21 protein-coding genes are annotated in these 21,299 nt (G+C 68.7%); 12 read left to right on the top strand and 9 right to left on the bottom strand.

Annotated elements, in window-relative coordinates:
- Window positions 1-8: 8 nt before the first annotated feature.
- Together LOK44_RS05090 and leuA are read left to right on the top strand one after the other, a co-directional pair.
- Window positions 9-668 (top strand): helix-turn-helix domain-containing protein, encoded by a 660-nt coding sequence (locus LOK44_RS05090; RefSeq protein ID WP_163921175.1) that lies wholly within the window; start codon window positions 9-11, stop codon window positions 666-668.
- Window positions 669-832: 164 nt separating this feature from the next.
- Window positions 833-2,644, top strand: a complete 1,812-nt coding sequence (leuA, locus tag LOK44_RS05085) for a 2-isopropylmalate synthase (RefSeq protein WP_237569004.1) — start codon at window positions 833-835, stop codon at window positions 2,642-2,644.
- On the opposite strand, the gene LOK44_RS05080 is transcribed toward leuA, so the two are convergent.
- Genes LOK44_RS05080 through LOK44_RS05070 form a run of 3 tightly spaced genes read right to left on the bottom strand, consistent with a single transcriptional unit; the run spans window position 2,622 to window position 5,680 of the window.
- Entirely contained in the window at window positions 2,622-3,620 is a 999-nt protein-coding gene (locus LOK44_RS05080) for an aldose epimerase family protein (RefSeq protein WP_237569003.1), read from the bottom strand. The genes leuA and LOK44_RS05080 overlap by 23 nt on opposite strands.
- Window positions 3,621-3,629: 9 nt before the next feature.
- Window positions 3,630-3,944 (bottom strand): hypothetical protein, encoded by a 315-nt coding sequence (locus LOK44_RS05075; protein ID WP_237569002.1) that lies wholly within the window; start codon window positions 3,942-3,944, stop codon window positions 3,630-3,632.
- A gap of 26 nt (window positions 3,945-3,970) precedes the next feature.
- The gene (locus LOK44_RS05070; protein ID WP_237569001.1) at window positions 3,971-5,680 is read right to left on the bottom strand and encodes a sodium:solute symporter family protein; all 1,710 of its coding nucleotides are present in this window, start codon (window positions 5,678-5,680) and stop codon (window positions 3,971-3,973) included.
- A gap of 147 nt (window positions 5,681-5,827) precedes the next feature.
- On the opposite strand from LOK44_RS05070, the gene LOK44_RS05065 reads away from it, so the two are divergent.
- The 4 genes from LOK44_RS05065 to LOK44_RS05050 all read left to right on the top strand — a co-directional run bounded on the left by LOK44_RS05065 (window position 5,828) and on the right by LOK44_RS05050 (window position 9,293).
- A complete protein-coding gene (locus LOK44_RS05065; protein WP_237569000.1) occupies window positions 5,828-6,613 on the top strand; it encodes a DeoR/GlpR family DNA-binding transcription regulator in 786 nt (261 codons plus the stop codon).
- Window positions 6,613-7,710, top strand: coding sequence for a galactose-1-phosphate uridylyltransferase (gene galT / locus LOK44_RS05060; RefSeq protein WP_237568999.1), 1,098 nt, complete (start codon window positions 6,613-6,615; stop codon window positions 7,708-7,710). The genes LOK44_RS05065 and galT overlap by 1 nt, the downstream gene beginning before the upstream one ends.
- Entirely contained in the window at window positions 7,707-8,792 is a 1,086-nt protein-coding gene (locus LOK44_RS05055; protein ID WP_237568998.1) for a galactokinase, read from the top strand. The genes galT and LOK44_RS05055 overlap by 4 nt, the downstream gene beginning before the upstream one ends.
- A gap of 117 nt (window positions 8,793-8,909) precedes the next feature.
- Window positions 8,910-9,293, top strand: coding sequence for a PLDc N-terminal domain-containing protein (locus LOK44_RS05050; protein ID WP_237568997.1), 384 nt, complete (start codon window positions 8,910-8,912; stop codon window positions 9,291-9,293).
- Between the two features lie 28 nt (window positions 9,294-9,321).
- Here LOK44_RS05050 and LOK44_RS05045 read toward each other — a convergent pair whose 3' ends face one another.
- The gene (locus LOK44_RS05045; protein ID WP_237568996.1) at window positions 9,322-10,308 is read right to left on the bottom strand and encodes a DEDDh family exonuclease; all 987 of its coding nucleotides are present in this window, start codon (window positions 10,306-10,308) and stop codon (window positions 9,322-9,324) included.
- Window positions 10,309-10,396: 88 nt separating this feature from the next.
- Between LOK44_RS05045 and LOK44_RS05040 the strand changes: the two genes are divergently transcribed.
- From LOK44_RS05040 to LOK44_RS05030, 3 genes are all read left to right on the top strand, one after another.
- On the top strand, window positions 10,397-11,662 hold the full coding sequence (locus LOK44_RS05040; protein WP_237568995.1) for a Mur ligase family protein: 1,266 nt from the start codon (window positions 10,397-10,399) through the stop codon (window positions 11,660-11,662).
- 124 nt (window positions 11,663-11,786) lie between these two features.
- Entirely contained in the window at window positions 11,787-12,512 is a 726-nt protein-coding gene (locus tag LOK44_RS05035) for a type 1 glutamine amidotransferase (protein ID WP_237568994.1), read from the top strand.
- Between the two features lie 123 nt (window positions 12,513-12,635).
- Entirely contained in the window at window positions 12,636-13,487 is an 852-nt protein-coding gene (locus LOK44_RS05030; RefSeq protein ID WP_237568993.1) for a type IV toxin-antitoxin system AbiEi family antitoxin, read from the top strand.
- 88 nt (window positions 13,488-13,575) lie between these two features.
- Here the strand turns inward: LOK44_RS05030 and LOK44_RS05025 are convergent, their stop codons facing one another.
- The 3 genes from LOK44_RS05025 to LOK44_RS05015 are packed head-to-tail and all read right to left on the bottom strand — an operon-like array spanning window position 13,576 to window position 14,943.
- Window positions 13,576-13,974 (bottom strand): hypothetical protein, encoded by a 399-nt coding sequence (locus tag LOK44_RS05025; RefSeq protein ID WP_237568992.1) that lies wholly within the window; start codon window positions 13,972-13,974, stop codon window positions 13,576-13,578.
- A 10-nt stretch (window positions 13,975-13,984) separates the two neighbouring features.
- Window positions 13,985-14,596 carry a recombination mediator RecR gene (gene recR / locus LOK44_RS05020; RefSeq protein WP_163921138.1) on the bottom strand — a complete coding sequence of 204 codons (612 nt, stop codon included), beginning with the start codon at window positions 14,594-14,596 and terminating at the stop codon, window positions 13,985-13,987.
- A 14-nt stretch (window positions 14,597-14,610) separates the two neighbouring features.
- On the bottom strand, window positions 14,611-14,943 hold the full coding sequence (locus tag LOK44_RS05015; protein WP_237568991.1) for a YbaB/EbfC family nucleoid-associated protein: 333 nt from the start codon (window positions 14,941-14,943) through the stop codon (window positions 14,611-14,613).
- A 140-nt stretch (window positions 14,944-15,083) separates the two neighbouring features.
- Here LOK44_RS05015 and LOK44_RS05010 point away from each other — a divergent pair, with 140 nt between their 5' ends.
- Window positions 15,084-15,872, top strand: coding sequence for an Rv3717 family N-acetylmuramoyl-L-alanine amidase (locus LOK44_RS05010; RefSeq protein ID WP_237568990.1), 789 nt, complete (start codon window positions 15,084-15,086; stop codon window positions 15,870-15,872).
- On the opposite strand, the gene LOK44_RS05005 is transcribed toward LOK44_RS05010, so the two are convergent.
- On the bottom strand, window positions 15,869-16,309 hold the full coding sequence (locus LOK44_RS05005; RefSeq protein WP_237568989.1) for an SRPBCC family protein: 441 nt from the start codon (window positions 16,307-16,309) through the stop codon (window positions 15,869-15,871). The genes LOK44_RS05010 and LOK44_RS05005 overlap by 4 nt on opposite strands.
- Before the next feature lie 105 nt (window positions 16,310-16,414).
- Here LOK44_RS05005 and LOK44_RS05000 point away from each other — a divergent pair, with 105 nt between their 5' ends.
- Both LOK44_RS05000 and LOK44_RS04995 read left to right on the top strand, forming a co-directional pair.
- Window positions 16,415-17,779, top strand: a complete 1,365-nt coding sequence (locus tag LOK44_RS05000) for an FAD-binding oxidoreductase (RefSeq protein WP_249783095.1) — start codon at window positions 16,415-16,417, stop codon at window positions 17,777-17,779.
- A gap of 28 nt (window positions 17,780-17,807) precedes the next feature.
- Complete coding sequence (locus LOK44_RS04995; RefSeq protein ID WP_237568987.1) at window positions 17,808-19,121, top strand: class I SAM-dependent methyltransferase; 1,314 nt, start codon at window positions 17,808-17,810, stop codon at window positions 19,119-19,121.
- On the opposite strand, the gene LOK44_RS04990 is transcribed toward LOK44_RS04995, so the two are convergent.
- Window positions 19,118-21,130, bottom strand: coding sequence for a DNA polymerase III subunits gamma/tau (locus LOK44_RS04990; RefSeq protein WP_237568986.1), 2,013 nt, complete (start codon window positions 21,128-21,130; stop codon window positions 19,118-19,120). The two genes, LOK44_RS04995 and LOK44_RS04990, sit on opposite strands and share 4 nt — an antisense overlap.
- Window positions 21,131-21,299 lie beyond the last annotated feature (169 nt).

Below are 21,299 nucleotides of genomic sequence, written 5' to 3'. Positions count from 1 at the left end.
ATGGGGCGGTGAGCCCTTCCGACGTCGACGGGCCGTTGCTCCGCAACGTGTCCGGCATCGCGCGCGAACGCGACCCCGCCCAGCCCGTCGACGAGGTCGAACTCGAGACGGCGATCGGTCACAACGTTCGGCAGCTGCGGCAGCAGCACGGCCTGACCGTCGCCGATACCGCTGCGCGCGTTGGCATCTCGAAGGCCATGCTGTCGAAGATCGAGAATGCCCAGACTTCGTGCAGCCTGTCGACGCTGGCGCTGCTGGCCAAGGGCTTCGATGTCCCGGTGACGAGCCTGTTCCGCGGCGCCGACGTCGAGCGGCCCGCGGCGTTCGTCGAGTCCGGCACCGGCGCCCACATCGTGCGCGAAGGCACCCGGGAGGGCCACGAGTACCGGCTGCTCGGGTCGCTGCGCGGTGAGCACAAGCGGCTGGAGTGCCTGCACGTCACGCTGTCGGAGAAGAGCCAGACCTATCCCCTGTTCCAGCACCCGGGCACCGAGTTCATCTACATGCTGGAGGGCGTCATGGACTATGGCCACAGCCGCTCGGTCTACCGGCTGCACCCAGGCGACTCGCTGCAGATGGACGGCGAGGGCGCCCACGGCCCCGTCGACCTGGTCGAGGTCCCCATCCGCTTCCTGTCGGTGATCGCGTTCCCGGACTCCCAGGTCTGACCCCTGGCGTTTTGCCGCGCGGCCAGGCCGGAGTAAGGTCGACGCCGTGCAGCGTGTGCTCCTCCTCGGGCGCCGCGACGGAGTCTGAACCAGACTGGCTCTCCGTCGCGGGTGTTCGCGATGCGCCGGTCTGAAGTCAACACAGACGAACCCGGAGCCACCTCATGACCACGAATTCCCCCGATTCCCCGGACGCCTTCAATAGCGCCCGCAGCATCTCCACGCCGGCAGGCCCGCCCCACGCCGGCCAGCCCGCGTGGAACACCCAACGCGCTTCTCAGATGCCGGTCAGCCGGTACCGCACCTTCGCCGAGGAGGTCGAGCCGATCACACTGGCCGACCGCACCTGGCCGGACAAGGTCGTCGAGACCGCCCCGATGTGGTGTGCGGTCGACCTGCGCGACGGCAACCAGGCCCTGATCGATCCGATGAGCCCGGCGCGCAAGCGGCGCATGTTCGACCTGCTGGTCCGCATGGGCTACAAGGAGATCGAGGTCGGGTTCCCGTCGGCGAGCCAGACGGACTTCGACTTCGTCCGCGAGATCATCACCCAGGGCGCGGTACCCGACGACGTCACGATCCAGGTGCTGACGCAGTGCAGGCCCGAGCTGATCGCGCGGACGTTCGAGGCGTGCGCCGGTGCCCCGCGGGCCATCGTGCACTTCTACAACTCGACGTCGATCCTGCAGCGCCGCGTGGTGTTCCGCGCCGACCGCGAGGCCGTCAAGAAGATCGCCACCGACGGCGCCAGGATGTGCGTCGAGGAGGCCAAGAAGTACCCCGAGACGAACTGGCGCTTCGAGTACAGCCCGGAGTCCTACACCGGCACCGAGCTGGAGTACGCGAAGGACGTCTGCGATGCGGTGAGCGAGATCGTCGGCGCGACGCCCGACGCCCCGCTGATCCTGAACCTGCCCGCCACCGTCGAGATGGCGACGCCCAACGTCTACGCCGACTCGATCGAGTGGATGAGCCGCAACCTGGCCCGCCGCGACTCGATCATCCTGAGCCTGCACCCGCACAACGACCGCGGAACCGCCGTCGCCGCAGCCGAATTGGGCTACCAGGCCGGGGCCGACCGTATCGAGGGCTGCCTGTTCGGCAACGGCGAGCGCACCGGCAACGTCTGCCTGGTGACGCTCGGCCTGAACCTGTTCAGCCGCGGCGTCGACCCGCAGATCGACTTCTCGAACATCGACGAGATCCGGCGCACGGTGGAGTACTGCAATCAGCTGCCCGTGCACGAGCGGCACCCCTACGGCGGCGACCTGGTGTACACGGCGTTCTCCGGCAGCCACCAGGACGCGATCAACAAGGGTCTGGACGCGATGAAGGTCGCAGCCGACGAGGCGGACTCCGACATCGACGAGATGCTCTGGCAGGTCCCGTATCTGCCGATCGACCCCAAGGACGTCGGCCGCACCTACGAGGCCGTCATCCGGGTGAATTCGCAGTCCGGCAAGGGCGGCGTCGCCTACATCATGAAGGCCGACCACGGTCTGGCGCTGCCGCGGCGCCTGCAGATCGAGTTCAGCCAGGCCATCCAGAAGATCACCGACGGCGAGGGCGGCGAGGTGTCGCCCAAGGAGATGTGGGACGTCTTCGCCGAGGAATACCTGTCGCCGATCCGTCCGTTGGAGCGCATCAAGCAGCGCGTCGACGCGTCGGAGGTCGACGGCGGCACCGACTCGATCGTCGCGACGGTGCTCGTCGACGGCCAGGAGCGCGAGATCGAGGGCGCGGGCAACGGGCCGCTCGCCGCGTTCGTCGACGCCCTGGGCGCCATCGGATACGACGTCTCGGTGCTGGACTACTCCGAGCACGCGCTGTCCGCGGGCGAGGAGGCACAGGCCGCGGCCTACGTGGAGGCGTCGATCGGTGGCAAAACCGTGTGGGGTGTTGGCATCGCGACGTCGATCACGACGGCCTCGCTGCGGGCCGTGGTCTCCGCCGTCAACCGGGCAGCGCGCAGCTAGCGAACGCGAACGCCACGTCGTTGACGTAGGTCTGGCCCGGAAGCAATGCGGTGGACGGAAAGTGCTCGTGGTGCACGGCATCCGGGAAACCCTGCGCTTCCAGGGCCAGCCCCGCGAACGCCGGGTAGCCGGCGACCGCGCCCTTGCCGGTGAGGCCCGCCAGGTGCTCACCGGTGTAGAGCTGGAGGCCGGGCTGGTTGGTGGACACCGTCATTCGGCGGCCGATGCGGGGTTCGTGGACCACGGCGACGTCGCGCATGACGTCGGGCGTCCAGTCGTCGAGCACCCAGTTGTGGTCGAAGACTCGTCCACCGATCGGCGCCGGCTCCCGGAAGTCGAACGGGGTCCCTGCCACGGCGCGCACCTCGCCGGTGGGGATCAGGTCTTGGTCGACGGGTAGGTAGTGCGACGCGTGCACCGTCACGACGTGATCGTCGATGGTGCCCGCGTCGTGTCCGGCGAGGTTGAAGTACGAGTGGTGCACGACGTTGACGACGGTGGGGGCGTCGGTGCTCGCCCGGACGCCGACGCTCAGCGTCGAGCCGCTCAGCCGGTACGTCACGCGCGTCGTCAGCGTTCCCGGGTAGCCCTCCTCGCCGGCCGGGGAGACGCGGTGGAAGCTCACCTCGTCGTCGCTCGCGTCGGCCGACCACAGCCTGCGGTCGAAGCCGCGGACGCCGCCGTGCAGATGGTGCCTGCCCTCGTTGATGCTCAATTGAACTGCCGCGCCGTCGATCTCGGCCCGGCCCAGCATGGTTCGGTTGGCGCACCGTCCGACGGTGGCGCCCATGTAGGCGGGGTCTTCGGCGACGTCGGCGAAGGTCGGTCGCTGCAGCACGACGTCGGCCCACGCTCCGGTCCGGTCGGGCACGTGCAGTTCGAGCAGCCGCGCCCCGAGATCGGTGAGTACGGCCCTGCAGGTGTCGCTGGTCAGCGTGAACCGGCGAGCGTCGAGCCCGCTGCCGTCAGCGGCCACGTCGATGGCTCAGTGCTCGCGCGGAGGTTCCACCGCGGCGTCCGTTCCGTCCGGTTCGATGGGGACGACGGGCCTCAGCACCGCCCATGCGAAGAACATTCCGGCCACGGCGAGCAGGATCAGACCGACCCACCAGTTCGCGTCGGTGCCGATGTAGAGCTCGGTCCGGTTGCTCGCGGCGGCCGGATCGGAGTACTCGCCGAGGATCTGGGGGAAGAACCCGGCCAGGGTCAGCGCCACGCCGTAGATCGCCATCAACGCACCGATGATGTTGCGGATGTCGAAGAAGCGGAACCGGGTCTGAGGTGCGTGCGGATCGGACATCGATACTCCCTGTGTTCGCGTCGGGCTCAGTGGAAGATCACGTTGAGGGCGATGACCAGGACGAGTGCCACCGTAGCCAGGGGTACGGGCTTCTGATACCAGGGTGTGCCTGCGGCGTCGGTGTCACCGAACAGGTTGTGTTCGGTTCGGGAGTACACCAGGCCCGCGAGTTCGGCCACGGGCTTGGGCTGGGTCACCATCGTGACGGCGACGCTGACGACGATGTCGACGACGAAGGCGGCCGAGGCGGCCACGAACGGAACGCCCTGGCCTGGCAGGTTGATCACGCCGGTCTCGCCGAGCAGGAAGACGCCGACCGCGGAGAGGGTTCCGGCGACCAGACCCACCCAGCCTGCCGTCGCGGTCATCCGCTTCCAGAACATGCCGAGGATGAACGTCGCGAACAGCGGCGCGTTGAAGAACCCGAACAGCGTCTGCAGGTAGTCCATCAGGTTCGAGTAGCCGGCCGCGATGAGCGCGGTGAAGATCGCCAGGATGGTGGCGGCGACCGTCGCGACCCTGCCCACCTGGATGTAGTACCGGTCGGGCCGGTTCTTGACGATGTAGGCCTGCCAGATGTCGTAGCTGAACACAGTATTGAACGCCGAGACGTTGGCCGCCATGCCCGCCATGAACGACGCCATCAGGCCCGCGATCGCGACGCCGAGCAGCCCGTTGGGCAGGATGTCGCGGATCATCAGCAGCATCGCGTCGTTGTAGGTGATGTCACCCGATCCCGACGACTTGAAGTCGACCATGTCGCCGATCGCCGCGGCGGCGATCATGCCGGGGATTACGACGACGAAGGGGATGAACATCTTCGGGAACGCCGCGATGATCGGCGCACGGCGGGCCGCCGACATCGAGTCCGATGCCATGGCCCGCTGCACCTCGACGAAGTTCGTGGTCCAGTAGCCGAACGACAGCACGAACCCGAGCCCGAAGACGATGCCGATCACCGACCACACGGGACTGTCGAACCCACTGAGCGCTTGGCCGGGCCATGTATTCAACTGTTCGCCCACCGACGCGGTCACCGCGCCGTCGGAGACGGTGTCGACCAGCTTCGCCTTTAGGCCATCCCAGCCGCCGACCTTGATCAGGCCGAAGACCGTGAGTGGGATCAGCGCGGCGCAGATGACGAAGAACTGCAGCACCTCGTTGTAGATCGCGGCCGATAGCCCGCCGAGCGCGGTGTAGGTCAGCACGATCAGCGCCGCCACGATCAGCGACAGCCAGCGGTTCCAGCCGAGCAGCACGTTGATCACCGTGGCCAGCAGGAACAGGTTGACGCCTGCGATCAGCACCTGGGCGACCGCGAAGCTGATCGCGTTGACCAGGTGGGCGCCGGGACCGAAGCGCCTGCGCATGAACTCGGGCACGCTGCGGACCTTGGAGCCGTAGTAGAACGGCATCATCACCACGCCAAGGAACAGCATCGCCGGGATGGCGCCGATCCAGTAGTAGTGCATGGTCGACAGGCCGATCTGGGCGCCGTTGGCCGACATGCCCATGATCTCGATGGCGCCAAGGTTCGCCGAGACGAACGCCAGGCCGGTGACCCAGGCCGGCAGCCGGCGTCCCGACAGGAAGAAGTCCAGGCTGGTCGAGATCTGACTGCGCGCGATGAGCCCGATGCCGAGCACGAAGACGAAGTAGACGGCAATCAACGCGTAGTCGAGGAACCCGACGTTGAGCCGCAGTACCGAGTCGGCGGCCAAGATGCTGGACGTCACGCATCTACCCCTTCGTTGGAGCGATCGATTTTCACAAGTTCTAACAGGAACTCGCAGAAAGTAACAGGGGGGTTGGCCGAAAGGGCCGAAATCGGGCGATGTTGTTTGTTAATGTGCGGTTCCCACCAGCAGAGGACACCTCAGCCCATGCTCGCCGCCGATCGCCGCGCCGCAATACTGCGTACGTTGCAGGCCGGTGGGTCCGCGCGCGTCGCCGACCTTGCGGCCCAGCTCGACGTGTCGGAGATGACCGTGCGCCGCGACCTCGACGCGCTGCACGCCCAAGACCTGCTGCGCAAGGTGCACGGCGGCGCGGTGGTCCGCCACAACCGCGGCGAGGAGCCGTGGTCGGTGGTGAAGGCCTCTCAGCAGCGCGCCGAGAAGGAGGCGATCGCCGCGGTCGCCGCGAGCACCGTCGAGGACGGCATGACGATCGCGATCAGCGCGGGCACCACCACCACCGAACTCGCCCGCAGGCTTGCGCGGCGACCGAGCATCACGGTGATCACCAACTCGCTGAGGGTGTTCACGACGTTGACCGATCCGTCGGGTGACGGCGAGGACGGGCCCCAGGCGTATCTCAGCGGCGGCGTCCGCACGCCGTCGGACGCCCTGGTCGGCCCGATCGCCGACAACGCGATCGGCTCCTTCCGGGTGGACGCCAGCTACCTCGGCGTGCACGGCTTCGATCCGCGCGTCGGGCTGACCTCGCCCAATGTCGCAGAGGCGCAGACGAATCGGATGTTGATCGACATCGGCGCGCGACTGTTCGTACTGGCCGACCACACCAAGTACCAGGAGATCGGCACCAACGTCTTCGCCCGGCTCGACCGGGTCGACACGTTGATCGTCGACGACGGGCTCACCGACCCCGAGCGGCAACTCGTCGCCGCCGAGGTCGGCGAACTGCGGATCGCCGAGGTGGGCGCCTGATGGGCGAACCACTGCACTGGACGCTGGCCGACGGCCGCGACGAGTACTTCTTCGCGCTGCCGGGTCACGCACCACGGCCGGTCGCCGACCGGCGTCCGCTGCCCGCCCGCACGGCCGGGTCCTCGGAGGTCCGCTTCGACCGTCAGACCGGGGAGTGGGTGATCATCGCCGCGCTGCGCCAGGACCGCACCTACAAGCCGCCTGCCGACCAGTGTCCACTGTGCCCGGGGCCGTCCGGGGATCGCAGCGAGATCCCGGCGCCCGACTACGACGTGGTGGTGTTCGAGAACCGCTTCCCGAGCCTGTCCGGCGCAAGCCCCGACACCGCGTTCGCACTCCCCGACGGCGGCGTCGACGGATTCGTCACCGCACCGGGTCACGGTCGCTGCGAGGTGATCTGCTTCTCCAGCGATCACACCGGGTCGTTCGCCGGACTGTCCCAGCCACACGCCCGTCTCGTCGTCGACGCGTGGGCACACCGAACCGCGGACATGTTCGGCCGCAAGGGAATCGAGCAGGTGTTCTGCTTCGAGAACCGCGGCGAGGAGATCGGCGTGACGCTCACCCACCCGCACGGCCAGATCTACGGCTACCCGTCACTCACCCCGCGCACCACCCACATGCTGGGCCGCGCGGACGCACACCACAGCCGCACCGGCACCAATCTGTTCGCGGACCTGCTGGCCGCCGAGGTCACCGACGGCAGCCGCGTCATCGCGCGCTCCGAGCTGTTCACCGCCTTCGTGCCGTTCGCTGCCCGCTGGCCGGTCGAGGTGCACGTCTACCCGAACCGGTTAGTGCCCAATCTGATCGAACTCACCGATGCCGAACGCGACGACCTCGCCGCGATCTACCTCGACGTGCTCGGTCGCTTCGACCGGCTCTACCCCACGCCGCTGCCCTACATCTCGGCGCTGCACCAGCACACCGGCGTCGGCGCCCAGCGCCACGGCTACTTCCACGTGGAGTTCATGTCGATCCGCCGCAGCGCGACCAAGCTGAAGTTCCTCGCGGGATCGGAGTCGGCGATGGACGCCTTCATCAGTGACGTGACGCCCGAGAGCGTGGCGCAGCGACTGCGCGAGGTCGCGCCGTGATCGCGTGGGAGGCACCGGGCCGGATCAACCTGATCGGCGAGCACACCGACTACAACCTGGGCTTCGCGTTGCCGATCGCGTTGCCGCAGCGGACGATTGCGCGTTTCGACCCGTCCGACGGCGACGTGCTGACCGTCCGCAGCAATCAGTTCGACGGCGCGGTGGACATCGCGCCGGGCACCCGCCCCGGCGACGTCGACGGGTGGGCGGCGTACGTGGCAGGGGTGGTGTGGGCGCTGCGCGAGGCCGGTCACCCGGTCCGGGGTGGGCGTCTCGACGTCACCAGCGACGTGGAGATCGGCGCCGGGCTGTCGTCGTCGGCCGCGCTGGAGTGCGCGGCCCTAGGGGCGTTCGTCGCGGCCGGCGAGCTGTCGTTGGACCGCATCGAGCAGGCGCGCCTGGCCCAGCGGGCGGAGAACGAGTACGTCGGCGCGCCAACGGGTTTGCTCGATCAACTGTCTGCCCTGTTCGGCGCATCGAAGCGTGCGCTGCTGATCGACTTCCGCGAGGTGGCCGTCCAGCAGGTGCCGTTCGATCCCGAGTCGGTCGGAGCGACACTGCTGGTGATGAATTCCCATGCCGCACACGAACACGCGGGTGGTGAGTACGCCGCCCGTCGCGACTCCTGTGAACGCGCGGCCAGGGATCTCGGCGTCGAGTCCCTGCGCGAGGTGGCCGACGTCGGCGGTCTCGACGCCGTCGGCGACCCGGTGGACGCCCGCCGCGCCCGCCACATCGTCACCGAGAACGCCCGGGTGCTCGACTTCGTCGCGGCGATGCGCGAATCGGACCTCGCCGCGGCGGGGGCATTGATGACCGCGTCGCACGCCTCGATGCGCGACGACTTCGAGATCACCACCACCCAGCTCGACGCGATCGCCGAAACGGCGGCGGCGACAGGCGCCTTCGGCGCCCGGATGACCGGCGGCGGATTCGGCGGCTGCGTGATCGCGCTGGTCCCAACCGACCGGGTGGGCGCGGTGAGCGCGGCGGTCGAGGCGGCGATGCGCGACGGCGGCTACCGGGCGCCCACCATCGCCGCGACGCACGCGGCGGCAGGCGCCGGGGCCGTCGCGGGCTAGCCCCGAATGACCTTGGCTGCTCCGAGCGGGGTCTTTGGACCCTGATGATGCACGACACCCCGTGTTTGACTGCCGACAGCGCAGGGTGCGCGGAGTTTCGTTGGAGGAGCACGAGATATGTGGGATTCGTTCTGGAACTTCCTGTGGTCGACCATCGTCATCTTCGCATTCATCGCCTACTTGATGATCTTGTTCAACATCCTCACGGACCTATTCTGGCGCGATCACCAGACGTCTGGATTCGTCAAGGCAGTGTGGGTGATCTTCCTGATCCTCGTCCCCTACCTGACGGCGCTGGTGTACCTGGTCGCCCGGGGCCAGGGGATGGCAAAGCGCGGGCGAGATTCCGCTGCGGCCGCCCAGCAGGAGACGGCCGACTACATTCGGCAGGCCGTCGGACGTTCCCCGACTGAGGAGATACGGCACGCGAAGGAGCTGCTCGATTCCGGAACCATCAGTCAACCCGAGTTCGACTCCCTGAAGGTCAAGGCGCTCACGTAGACCGCACCAGCACAGTCGATGTCACGGGCTAGAAGAGCGCGTACTGATCGCCCGTGACGGGGACGTCGACGAACTGTTCGACGTCGCGGCCGCCGACGACGTGCTCGAGCAGCGTCATGAACTCGGCGGCGTGGACGAGCGGGATGCCCATCTCCCCGGCTTGGAAGCCCTTGCCCTGCTCGGGCCGTGGCTGGTCGCACAGCACCAGCGACGTCTGCTGGTCGACGGCGTCGGTGTAGGCGAGGCCGGCGTGCAGGATGCGCTCGATCAGCTCCTCGTAGGTGTGCGACACCTCGGCCAGCGCGATGCGCATGCCCTGGACCAGCGGCCGACCAGACACGTACGGCCCGGGGTTCTGGTACGCGCAGGGCATGCGCGCCGCCAACGTCTTGAGCGGACGGAACTCCTCGTGCGTGACCCGCCCGTTGGGCCACCTGCGCCGGCTGACCGGACGCACGGGAAGCCAGGCGCGGCGATCGTGGGCGCCCGCAAGGCTCGGCTTGAGGATCTGCGCCAGCACCAGGGCGTCGTCCAGTGCGTCGTGGGGTCGCATCTGGGTGACGCCCCAGTGCGCGGCGAGCGTCTCCAGGCGCAGGTTCTCGACGCCGAGGCGAAGCCGGCGGGACAGTTCCACGGTGCACATCACGGTGTCGATGGGCAGCTCGACGTCGACGAGTTCGGCCTCGGCGGTCAGGAACGCGTAGTCGAAGCCGACGTTGTGCGCGACGAGGGTGCGGCCGCGCAGCACGCCGGTCAGGTCGTCGACCACGTCGGCGAACGTCGGAGCGCCAGCAAGCATCTCCGTGGTCAAGCCGTGCACGTGCGTGGGTCCGGGGTCGACGCCCGGGTTGAGCAGGCTCGAGAAGCTGCCCTCGACGTTGCCGTCGTCACCGACGGCGAGCGCGGCGACGCTGACGATGCGAGCCTGCCCCGGGCGGAACCCGGTCGTCTCGACGTCGACGACCGCCCAGCCGGATCCCGGCTCGGTGGCCGGTCGGCCCCAACTCGTTCTCACGAATTCGAGGATGGCACGGCTGACTGACAACCCCGGGCCGTCAGCGCCGCGTGTCGCCGACGCACTCGTGCCCTCATAGACTGCCGGGGTGATCGGAGGGCAGCGCAGCGAACGGCCGACGACCCTGACCGCCCGTGGCCGCGCCGCGTTGGGCGCCGGCGCAGCGGCACGCTGGGCGTCGCGGGTCAGCGGCCGGGGTGCGGGGGCGATGATCGGCGGCCTCGTCGCGATGACGCTCGACAAGTCGATCCTCGGCCAGCTCGGCTCGGGCCGCCGCTCGGTAGTCGTGACCGGCACCAACGGGAAGTCGACCACCACCCGGATGACGGCGGCGGCGCTCGCCACGATCGGACCCGTCGCCACCAACGCCGAAGGCGCCAACATGGACGCCGGGCTCATCGCCGCGCTGGCAGGCGCTCGGAACGCCGACCTGGCCGCACTCGAGGTCGACGAGATGCACGTGCCGCACGTCTTGGATGCGGTGGAAGCCGCCGTCGTCGTCTTACTGAACCTGTCGCGCGATCAGCTAGACCGGGTCGGTGAGATCAACCACATCGAGCGGACGCTGCGCGGCGGCCTGGCCCGCCACCGGGACACCGTCGTCGTGGCCAACTGCGACGACGTGCTGATGACGTCGGCCGCCTACGACAGCCCCCACGTGGTGTGGGTTGCGGCCGGCGGCAGCTGGGCCAACGACTCGGTCAGCTGTCCCCGAAGCGGCGAGGTGATCGTCCGCGACGGCTCGCACTGGCACTCGACCGGAGCCGACTTCGAGCGGCCACAGCCGCAGTGGTGGTACGACGACGCGTGTCTGTACGGGCCCGACGGGCTGGCGCTGCCGATGACGCTGTCGCTGCCGGGTGCTGTGAACCGCGGCAACGCGGCGCAGGCCGTCGCGGCTGCGGTGACACTCGGCGCCGACCCTGCTGCAGCGGTCGCGGCGGTCGAGACCGTGGACGAGGTCGCCGGACGCTACTCGACGATCGACCTGGGCAGGCACACGGTGCGGATGCTGCTGGCCAAGAACCCGGCCGGATGGCAGGAGGCGCTGTCGATGGTCGACACCGACGCCGGCTCGGTGGTCATCTCGGTCAACGGCCAGGTGCCCGACGGGGAGGACCTGTCATGGCTGTGGGACGTCGACTTCGAGCACTTCGTGAACCACCCGGTGGTCGCGGCCGGTGAGCGCGGAACCGATCTCGCGGTGCGGCTGGGGTATGCGGGCGTCGAGCACACGCTGGTGCACAACGCCGTCGAGGCGATCACGTCGTGTCCCCCCGGGCATGTCGAGGTAGTCGCCAACTACACCGCGTTCCTCCAACTGAGCCGCCTACTGAAGCGGGTGGCGCGATGAGCGCTTGCGCGAAGAGCCGGGGGCACCGATGAGCGCTTGCGCGAAGAGCCGGGGGCACCGATGAGCGCTTGCGCGAAGAGCCGGGGGCACCGATGAGCGCTTGCGCGAAGAGCCGAGGACACCGATGAGTTCGTCCACCGAGTCCACGGTCCGGATCGGGCTGGTGCTGCCCGACGTCATGGGAACCTACGGCGACGGCGGCAACTCAGTCGTGTTGCGAAAGCGCCTGCAGCTGCGGGGTATCGACGCCGAGGTCGTTGAAATTACCTTGAACGATCCGGTTCCCGCCGAGCTGGATCTGTACACGCTCGGCGGTGCGGAGGACTTCGCGCAGCGCCTGGCCACCAAGCATCTGATCCGCCATCCGGGGCTGCAGCAGGCCGCGGCGCGGGGCGCTCCGGTACTGGCGATCTGCGCGGCGATCCAGGTGCTTGGTCACTGGTACGAGACGTCGTCGGGTGAGCGCGTGGACGGCGTCGGCCTGCTGGACGTGACGACGTCGCCGCAACCCAAGCGCACGATCGGCGAAGTGGTGTCACAGCCTTTGCTCCCTGGGATGACTCAGCGGCTCACCGGGTTCGAGAACCACCGTGGCGGAACGGTTCTCGGCCCGGAGGCATCGCCGCTGGCCCGGGTGGTCACCGGTGCTGGGAACCGCGACGGCGACGGCTACGACGGTGCGGTGCAGGGCAGCGTCATCGCCACGTACCTGCACGGGCCGTGCCTGGCCCGCAACCCGGAGCTGGCCGATCACCTGCTGTCCCGGGTGGTCGGAGACCTGCCGCCGCTGAAACTCGACGAGGTCGAGCAGCTGCGACGCGAACGGCTGGCGGCTCCACGCCGGGCGTAGGTCACCTGCGGCCGCGTAGGTCACCTCCTGCCGCGAGATTGCACCCACCGACACGTCCACTCGTACTTTCCCGCGCTGCGTGCAATCTCGTGACGTGTCGGAGTCTGGTGGCACATTCCCGACATGGGTCGCCCACGGATCTTCCTCGGCAGCGACGCGCTTGCGCGTGGCGACGTGTCCGAGTACGAGCTTCGTCGGTGGCACCAGACGATCCTGCGAGACGTCTACGTTGCGAAACCGTGGACTCCGAATCTGCGCGACAGGATCGCCGCCGCCTACGTCTGGTCGAAGCGACGCGGCGTGATCGCGGGCGTCGCCGCGTCGGCGCTGCACGGCGCTCAGTGGGTTGACGTCACGCACCCCGTCGAGCTGATCTGGAGGAACGGACGCCCACCTCGCGGACTCGTCGTTCGCAGCGAGGAACTGGCACCCGAGGAGATCACGACGGTCGATGGCATCCCGGTCACCACGCCTGCGCGCACCGCCTTCGACCTCGGGCGCCACCTTCCGCTCGAGCAGGCGGTGGCCCGGCTCGACGCACTGCTGTGGGCCGTCCCGTCGGCGCTGCAAGGCCTTCCGGCAGTCATGGCGCGGCATCCCGGCGCGCGTGGGATGAAGACGCTCCGCGCCGCGCTTCCCCTGGTCGACGGCGGCGCGGCCTCGCCACGCGAGACGAGGCTGCGGCTCCTGTTCGTCAACGCGGGTCTACCCAGGCCGTCGACGCAAGTTCCGGTCTTCGACGGGCGGCAGCTGGTCCGCACACTCGACATGGCGTGGGAGGACTACCTCGTCGGCGCCGAGTACGACGGCGACCAGCACAGGACCGACCGGTTCCAATACGCCAAGGACGTCAGGGTGAAGCGGAAGCTCGACTCCCTCGGCTGGCACGTGGTCTTCGTCATCAAGGAGGACTCGCCCCTGGAGATCGTCAGTTCCGCACGCGCAGCGTTGATAGCCCGAGGATGGCGACCGTAGCGCCGCGAGATTGCACGCAGCGCGAAGAAGTGCGAGTGGACGTGTCGGTGGCATCAATCTCGCGGGCGGGCGCCCACGCAACCCCCGCCTACAACCCCAGGTCGCGCAGGAACTCCGGCTTGTATGCCTCGAGGATCACGTAGCTCGGGTCGGGGGTGGGGCTCGCGGGCGCATCGTCGTCGACGACCTCGCCGTCGGAGGGGTCGACCCACTCCTGCGCGGCGGCGTCCCAGCGCGAGATCGAGTACTCCGCGGTGACGTCGTCGGCCACGACGAGTTCGCGCACGGTCTGCTCCGCCTGACGCGCATCCTGCAGGCTGCTCGCGTAGAGCTGGATCCAGTTGCCGTCGCGGGTCACGGTCACACGGCCACCGAGACGCGAGCGGGCGTCGTCGTCGAGCTTCAGCGTCCGCAGCTTCTCCCAGAACGACAGCCCGTGCTCGTCGCTACCCAGCTCGACCTCGACCTTGAACTCTTCGTCAGCCACAGGCACGAACCTATGCCATCGCCCTGCGGCCGGCCAACGCCCTCCCGAGCGTCAGCTCGTCGGCGAACTCCAGGTCCCCACCCATCGGCAGGCCCGACGCGATCCGGGTCACGGAAAGCCCCGGGATGTCGCGCAGCATGCGCACCAGATAGGTGGCCGTGGCCTCGCCCTCGGTGTTCGGGTCGGTCGCGATGATGACCTCGGCGACGTCGACGCCGTCGACCCGCTCGCCGATGCGGTTGAGCAACTCCCGGATGCGCAGCTGGTCGGGTCCGATGCCCGACAACGGATCCAGCGCACCGCCCAGCACGTGATAGCGGCCCCGGAACTCACGGGTGCGCTCCACGGCCTGCACGTCCTTGGGCTCCTCGACCACGCACACGATCGACGCGTCACGTCGCGGGTCACTGCAGATACGGCACCGCTCGTTGTCGGACACGTTGCCGCACACCGAACAGAACGTCACGCCCTCGCGGACCCTGGTGAGCACTGCGGTCAACCGGTCGATGTCGGGCGGCTCCACCGAGAGCAGATGGAATGCGATGCGCTGCGCGCTCTTCGGGCCGATGCCCGGCAGCTTGCCCAGTTCGTCGATCAGATCCTGGACGGGTCCCTCAAACATGGCGTGTCAACGCGTCAGGCCCCCGGGATGCCGAGTCCGCCAAGCCCACCGGCCAGCGGGCCGAGCTTGGACTGCGCGAGCAGCGTCACCTGCTGTCCGGCGTCCTTGATGGCGCCGACGACGAGGTCCTGCAGCGTCTCGACGTCGTTGGGGTCGACGACCTTGGGGTCGATCTCGACGCCGATCACCTCACCGCTGCCCTTCATCACGACCTGCACCAGGCCGCCGCCGCCCTGACCGCGCACCTCGGCGTTGGCGAGCGCCTCCTGCGCCTCCATCAGCTGCTGCTGCACCTGCTGGGCCTGTGCCAGGAGCGCTGACATGTCGGGCTGTTGACCGGGTTGCATGACTTCGTCCCCTCGAACGGTTGAATTCGGGCCTGTCTTGGATTCGGGTCTGTCGCATCTTGGTCTCGACTTGGTTGCGCATGTCCGCACGAGCCCGTTTGGGGTTCAAGACTAGTCGCCCCGCGGGCTAGCGTGGCGCCGTGCCAGTCCCAGCCTGTCTGCGTGTCGGCGTCGCCAAGCGCGGCCTAGTGGCCGCGGCCGTCGGCGTACTCGTCGCGGCATCGTCAGTCGCCGGCCCGGTCGCCGTCCCCACCGCCGAGGCGGCGAGCCTCGCCGGGATGATCGTGTTCCTCGATCCGGGCCACAACGGCAGCAACGACGCCTCCATCAGCCGCCAGGTGCCCACCGGGCGCGGCGGCACCAAGGACTGCCAGGCCAGCGGCACGTCGTCGAACAGTGGCTACCCCGAGCACAGCTTCACCTGGGAGACGACGCTGCGCATCCGCCAGCAGCTCAGCGCCCTCGGGGTGCGCACCGCGATGTCGCGTGGTGACGACACCGGCCTCGGGCCCTGCGTCGACGAACGCGCCACCATGGCGAACGCGCTCAAGCCCGACGCCATCGTGTCGATCCACGCCGACGGCGGCCCGGCCACCGGACGCGGGTTCCACGTCCTGTACTCGGCGCCGCCGCTCAACGACGCCCAGGCCGGACCGTCCCTGCAGTTCGCCAAGGTGATGCGCGACCAGCTGCAGGGCTCCGGCATCCCGCCTGCGAACTACATCGGCCAGAGCGGCCTCATGCCGCGCTCGGACATCGCCGGGCTGAACCTCGCGCAGTACCCGTCGGTGCTCGTCGAGCTGGGCAACATGAAGAACCCGGCCGACTCGGCACTCATCGAGAGCGCCGAGGGCAGGCAGAAGTACGCCGAGGCCGTGGTCCGCGGGATCGCCGGCTTCCTGGCGACGCGGCCGCAGCGGACCGCCTAGCTCGCCTCGAGTTCGGACTTCAGGTTCTCCAGCACCTCGGCCTGGATCTTGCGCAGGCCGAGGGGGGCGAACGTCTTCTCGAAGAAGCCGCCGATACCGCCCGCACCCTGCCACGACGTCTTGACCGTGACGGTCGATCCGGTTCCGGCGGGGGCCACGGTGTAGTTGGTGACCATGGTGGAGTTGGCGTCCTTCTCGATGACGGCGTGGCCTGCGACGTCGACGTTCGCCTTGACCTCGCGGACGCGCTTCTTGGTCGCCTGCAGCTTCCACGTGGCCACGGTGCCCGCACCCTGGCCACCTTCGAGCACCTGGTAGCCGCTGTAGTGCGAGGAAAGGATCTTCGGCCGCACGGTCTGGTAGTCGGCGACCGCAGCGAGGACGGCATCCGGCGCTGCGTTGATCAAGACGGTGCTCGACGCACTGACCTGTCCCATCGGTGAAGACTCCTCGTCGATTCGGTGTCGAAGCGGGTGTCCCCGCCCCGTGTGGTCGCACCGGGTGCCACCGGGGACTAGCGTATATGTGTGACTGTTGCATCCATGGAAGCGCAGTCGGCCCACGCAGCTGGCGTGGAGAGACTGCTCAAGAGCTATCGCGCGATCCCGCCCGACGCGACCGTCCGACTGGCCAAGGCGACGTCGAACCTCTTCCGGGCCCGAGCGAAGGCGACCGCCAAGGGTCTCGACACCTCCGGTCTGACCGGTGTGATCTCCGTCGATCCGGATGCCCGCACCGCCGACGTGGCCGGGATGTGCACGTATGAGGATCTGGTCGCCGCGACCCTGCCGTACGGGCTGTCGCCGTTGGTGGTTCCGCAGCTGAAGACGATCACCCTCGGCGGGGCGGTCACCGGCCTTGGCATCGAGTCGGCGTCCTTCCGCAACGGCCTCCCGCACGAGTCGGTGCTGGAGATGGACATCCTGACCGGCACCGGCGAAATGCTCACGGCATCGCGCGACCAGCACGCAGACTTGTTCCGCGCCTTCCCCAACTCCTATGGCACGCTTGGGTACTCGGTGCGACTGAAGATCGAACTCGAGGAGGTCAAGCCGTTCGTCGCGCTCCGACACCTGCGCTTCACGTCATTGACCGACCTCGTCGACACGATGGAGCGCATCGTCGAGACCGGCGGAATCGACGGTGCCCCAGTCGACTACCTCGACGGCGTCGTGTTCAGCGCCGACGAGTGCTATCTGACCCTCGGGGTCAGGACGGGAACGGCGGGACCGGTCAGCGACTACACCGGCCAGGACGTGTACTACCGCTCCATCGAGCACGACGAGGGCGTCAAGAGCGACCGCCTCACCATTCACGACTACCTGTGGCGCTGGGACACCGACTGGTTCTGGTGCTCGCGGGCGTTCGGTGCGCAGAACCCCAGGCTGCGCCGACTGTGGCCGCGACGGTTCCGGCGCAGCAGCTTCTACTGGAAGCTGATCGGCTACGACCAGCGGTTCGACATCGCCGACCGCCTCGAGAAGCGCAACGGCAGGCCGCCCCGCGAACGGGTGGTGCAGGACGTCGAGGTACCGATCGGACGGACGGCCGAGTTCCTCGACTGGTTTCTGACCAATGTTCCGATCGAACCGATCTGGTTGTGCCCGTTGCGGTTGCGCGACGAGTCGGGTTGGCCGCTGTACCCGATCCGGCCTCAGCACACTTACGTCAACATCGGCTTCTGGTCGTCGGTGCCGGTCGGCTCCGAGGAGGGCCACACCAACAAGCTGATCGAACGCAAGGTCAGCGAACTCGAAGGCCACAAGTCGCTCTACTCCGACGCCTACTACTCCCCCGAGGAGTTCGGCGCGCTCTACGGCGGGGAGAAGTACCAGACCGTCAAGAAGACCTACGACCCCGATTCACGATTGCTCGACCTCTACGCGAAAGCGGTGCAGAGACGGTGAGCGCTTGCGCGAAGAGCGAAGGAACGCGATGACCACCTACAAGGAACGCCTGGACGGGCGGACGAGCAAGCTCACCCTGGCCGAGATCCTCGAGCTCATGGCGGCCGGCTACGACCTCCCGCTGAAGTTCACCGCATACGACGGCAGCTCGGCGGGCCCGGCCGAGGCCGAACTGGGCCTGGACCTGCTGACCCCGCGGGGCACCAGGTACCTCGCCACCGCGCCAGGTGAACTGGGCCTGGCCCGCGCGTACGTCTCCGGCGACGTCGAGCCTCACGGCGTCCATCCCGGCGATCCGTACGAACTGCTGCAGGCGCTGGCCAGGAAGCTGAACTTCAAGCGGCCCTCGGCGCTCACGCTGGCCAACGTCGTGCGGTCGATCGGCGTCGAGCACCTGATGCCGATCGCGCCACCACCGCAGGAGACCCTGCCGAAGTGGCGGCGCGTCGCAGAAGGCCTGCGCCACAGCAAGACCCGCGACGCCGAGGCGATCCACCACCACTACGACGTGTCGAACGAGTTCTACGAGTACGTCCTCGGACCGTCGATGACCTACACCTGCGCCTGCTACTCCGATGCCGACTCGACGCTCGAGGAGGCGCAGGACAACAAGTACCGCCTGGTGTTCGAGAAGCTGCGACTCCGGCCCGGCGATCGCTTGCTCGACGTCGGTTGCGGCTGGGGCAGCATGGTCCGGTACGCCGCACGGCAGGGCGTCCACGTCATCGGCGTGACGCTGTCCAAGGAGCAGGCGCTGTGGGCGCAGAAGGCCATCGCCGAGGAGGGACTGAGCGACCTCGCCGAGGTCCGCCACGGCGACTACCGCGACATCCGTGAGATGAGGTTCGACGCGGTGTCGTCCATCGGCCTCACCGAACACATTGGCGTGCAGAACTATCCGTCGTACTTCGGCTTCCTCGAGTCGAAGCTGCGCAATGGCGGACTGCTGCTCAACCACTGCATCACCCGCTCCGACAACCGGTCCGGTGCGCACGCCCACGGCTTCATCGACCGCTACGTGTTCCCCGACGGCGAGCTGACCGGGTCGGGCCGCGTCATCGCCGAGGCACAAGACGTCGGTCTCGAGGTGCTGCACGAGGAGAACCTGCGGCACCACTATGCGATGACGTTGCGCGACTGGTGCCGAAACCTGGTGGAGAACTGGGACGCCGCCGTCGCCGAGGTCGGATTGCCCACCGCGAAGGTGTGGGGCCTGTACATGGCCGGGTCGCGACTGGGCTTCGAGGTCAACATGATTCAGCTGCACCAGATCCTGGCGGTGAAGCTCGACGAGCACGGCGGCGACGGCGGACTGCCGCTGCGCCCGTGGTGGACGCCCTAGCCGGCATCCCCGATCCGCCGGGCGCCCAGCTCGGTCTGCAATAGCTCCAGCGCCACCTCCTCCGGGTCGCGTCGCGGCGCGGGGTTCTCGCTCTGCGCCTCGGCGAGCATGCTCTCGACGTCGTCGGGCGGCGGCTCGAAGGCGGCCGACGGTTCGGACTGCACCCGCTGCTGGTGCGGATTCGCCGCCGAGGGAGCGCCTGCCTCGCACCGGACGTTCCAGTTCACGCCGAGGGCGTCCTTGAGCGCCTCGCGGATGATCTCGACGTTGCGGGCTTCGTTGATGCGCTTGGCCAGCGGCGCCGACACGTGGTTGAGCACCAGGGTGTCGCGTTCGACCGCGACCACGATCGCGCCGTCGAGCATCACGTCGGTGGTGCGACGACGCTCCCGGACCTTCTCGCGCACCGTCGACCACAGGTTGCGCACGGCGGCGGCGTCGGGCTGCCCGGCCGCGGGTGCCTCCGCCTGCGGAGGCGGTGTGGCGGCCACGGGTTCCGGTCGAGCCACGGGTTCCGGCCGCGCGACGGGCTGCGGCGGCGCGACCGGTTCGGGCGCAGTGCGTTCGGGCGCAGTGCGTTCGGGCGCAGCGCGTTCGGGCGCAACGGGTTCGGGTGCGGCGACCTGCCGTGCTGCCGCGGACTGCCGCACCGGAGGCGGTGGCAGCGGGGCCGCCGCGGCGGGGGCGGCGCGCGGTGGTGCGGCGGGTTCGCGGCTCGGGGCAGGCGGCGGCTCCGACGCGGGAGCAGCCGGGGCAGCGGGTGCCTGATTACTGCGTCGGGCGTACTGCCTGGCGGGCGCACCGAGCGTCGATCCACCCGTACCGGACTGTGCTGCCTCGTCGGCGGGGATGGAGACGTCCAAGCGGGTCTCGATGCGCTCGATGCGCTGCAGCAGCGCCGATTCCGTGTCGCTGGCCGATGGCAGCAGCAGCCGCGCGCAGACCACTTCGAGCAGCAGTCGCGGCGCGGTGGCGCCGCGCATCTCGCCGAGACCGGCGTGCACCACCTCGGCGTAGCGGGTCAGCGTCGCGGTGCCGAGCCGCTCGGCCTGACCGCGCATGCGCTCGAGGACGTCGGCGGGCGCGTCGACCACGCCGCGGGCGGCGGCGTCGGGCACGGCCTGCAGGATGATCAGGTCGCGGAACCGCTCGAGCAGGTCGGTGCCGAAGCGCCGCGGGTCGTGCCCAGCGTCGATCACGGCCTCGACGGCGCCGAACAGCGCAGCCGCGTCGCCGGCCGCCAGCGCGTCGACTGCGTCGTCGATCAGCGCCATGTCGGTGGCGCCCAGCAGCGACAGCGCGCTCGGGTAGTCGACCCGGTTGCCGTCGGCGCCTGCCAGCAGCTGGTCCAGTACCGAGAGGGTGTCGCGGGGTGAGCCGCCGCCCGCCCGGATCACCAGAGGGAACACCGCGTCGTCGACGACGACGCCTTCGCGTTCGCAGATCTGCTCGACCAGGCCGCGCATCGTCTTGGGCGCGAGCAGCCGAAACGGGTAGTGGTGGGTGCGCGACCGGATCGTCGTGAGCACCTTCTCGGGCTCGGTGGTCGCGAACACGAAGATGAGGTGTTCCGGCGGCTCCTCGACGATCTTCAGTAGCGCGTTGAACGCCTGAGGCGTGACCATGTGCGCCTCGTCGATGATGAAGATGCGGTAGCGCGACTGTGCAGGAGCGTAGAACGCCCGGTCGCGGAGTTCACGCGCGTCGTCGACGCCGTTGTGGCTGGCCGCGTCGAGTTCGGTCACGTCCAGATTGCCCGGCCCGTTGGGGGCCAGCGCCACGCACGAGTCGCACACGCCGCATGGCGTGGGCGTCGGCCCCTGCTCGCAGTTCAGCGAGCGGGCCATGATGCGTGCCGACGACGTCTTGCCGCAGCCTCGCGGACCGGAGAACAGGTAGGCGTGATTGATGCGCCCCGAGTTCAGCGCATTGGACAGTGGCTCGGTGACGTGTTCCTGCCCCACCACTTCTGCGAAGGAGGAGGGTCGGTACTTCCGGTAGAGAGCCACGGAAGCAGGCTACCGAGAATGGCCGACGAGCCGGTACCTAGTTGTACTGACCACGGACGTTAGGTACGGCGTGGCGTGGTGACATAACGAAGACCTCCGAGTGAAGTGCGAGCTGTCTAGGAACGCACCAACTCACTCCGGAGGTCTTCGTGTCCCACCGTAATGCCCC

It is taken from the genome of Mycolicibacterium lacusdiani (assembly GCF_021916785.1).
Lineage (GTDB): Bacteria > Actinomycetota > Actinomycetes > Mycobacteriales > Mycobacteriaceae > Mycobacterium > Mycobacterium lacusdiani.
Note: the sequence above shows the minus strand (reverse complement) of the source record. Positions and strands in the feature narration are given on the sequence as shown.

Excerpts from the sequence above, each read along its gene's own strand:
- leuA (WP_237569004.1), top strand. The coding sequence starts at position 833 with ATGACCACGAATTCCCCCGATTCCCCGGACGCCTTCAATAGCGCCCGC.
- galT (WP_237568999.1), top strand. The coding sequence starts at position 6,613 with ATGGGCGAACCACTGCACTGGACGCTGGCCGACGGCCGCGACGAGTAC.
- LOK44_RS05065 (WP_237569000.1), top strand. The coding sequence starts at position 5,828 with ATGCTCGCCGCCGATCGCCGCGCCGCAATACTGCGTACGTTGCAGGCC.
- recR (WP_163921138.1), bottom strand. The coding sequence starts at position 14,596 with ATGTTTGAGGGACCCGTCCAGGATCTGATCGACGAACTGGGCAAGCTG.
- LOK44_RS05030 (WP_237568993.1), top strand. The coding sequence starts at position 12,636 with ATGGGTCGCCCACGGATCTTCCTCGGCAGCGACGCGCTTGCGCGTGGC.
- LOK44_RS05075 (WP_237569002.1), bottom strand. The coding sequence starts at position 3,944 with ATGTCCGATCCGCACGCACCTCAGACCCGGTTCCGCTTCTTCGACATC.
- LOK44_RS05035 (WP_237568994.1), top strand. The coding sequence starts at position 11,787 with ATGAGTTCGTCCACCGAGTCCACGGTCCGGATCGGGCTGGTGCTGCCC.
- LOK44_RS05005 (WP_237568989.1), bottom strand. The coding sequence starts at position 16,309 with ATGGGACAGGTCAGTGCGTCGAGCACCGTCTTGATCAACGCAGCGCCG.
- LOK44_RS05000 (WP_249783095.1), top strand. The coding sequence starts at position 16,415 with ATGGAAGCGCAGTCGGCCCACGCAGCTGGCGTGGAGAGACTGCTCAAG.
- LOK44_RS05015 (WP_237568991.1), bottom strand. The coding sequence starts at position 14,943 with ATGCAACCCGGTCAACAGCCCGACATGTCAGCGCTCCTGGCACAGGCC.
- LOK44_RS05050 (WP_237568997.1), top strand. The coding sequence starts at position 8,910 with ATGTGGGATTCGTTCTGGAACTTCCTGTGGTCGACCATCGTCATCTTC.
- LOK44_RS04995 (WP_237568987.1), top strand. The coding sequence starts at position 17,808 with ATGACCACCTACAAGGAACGCCTGGACGGGCGGACGAGCAAGCTCACC.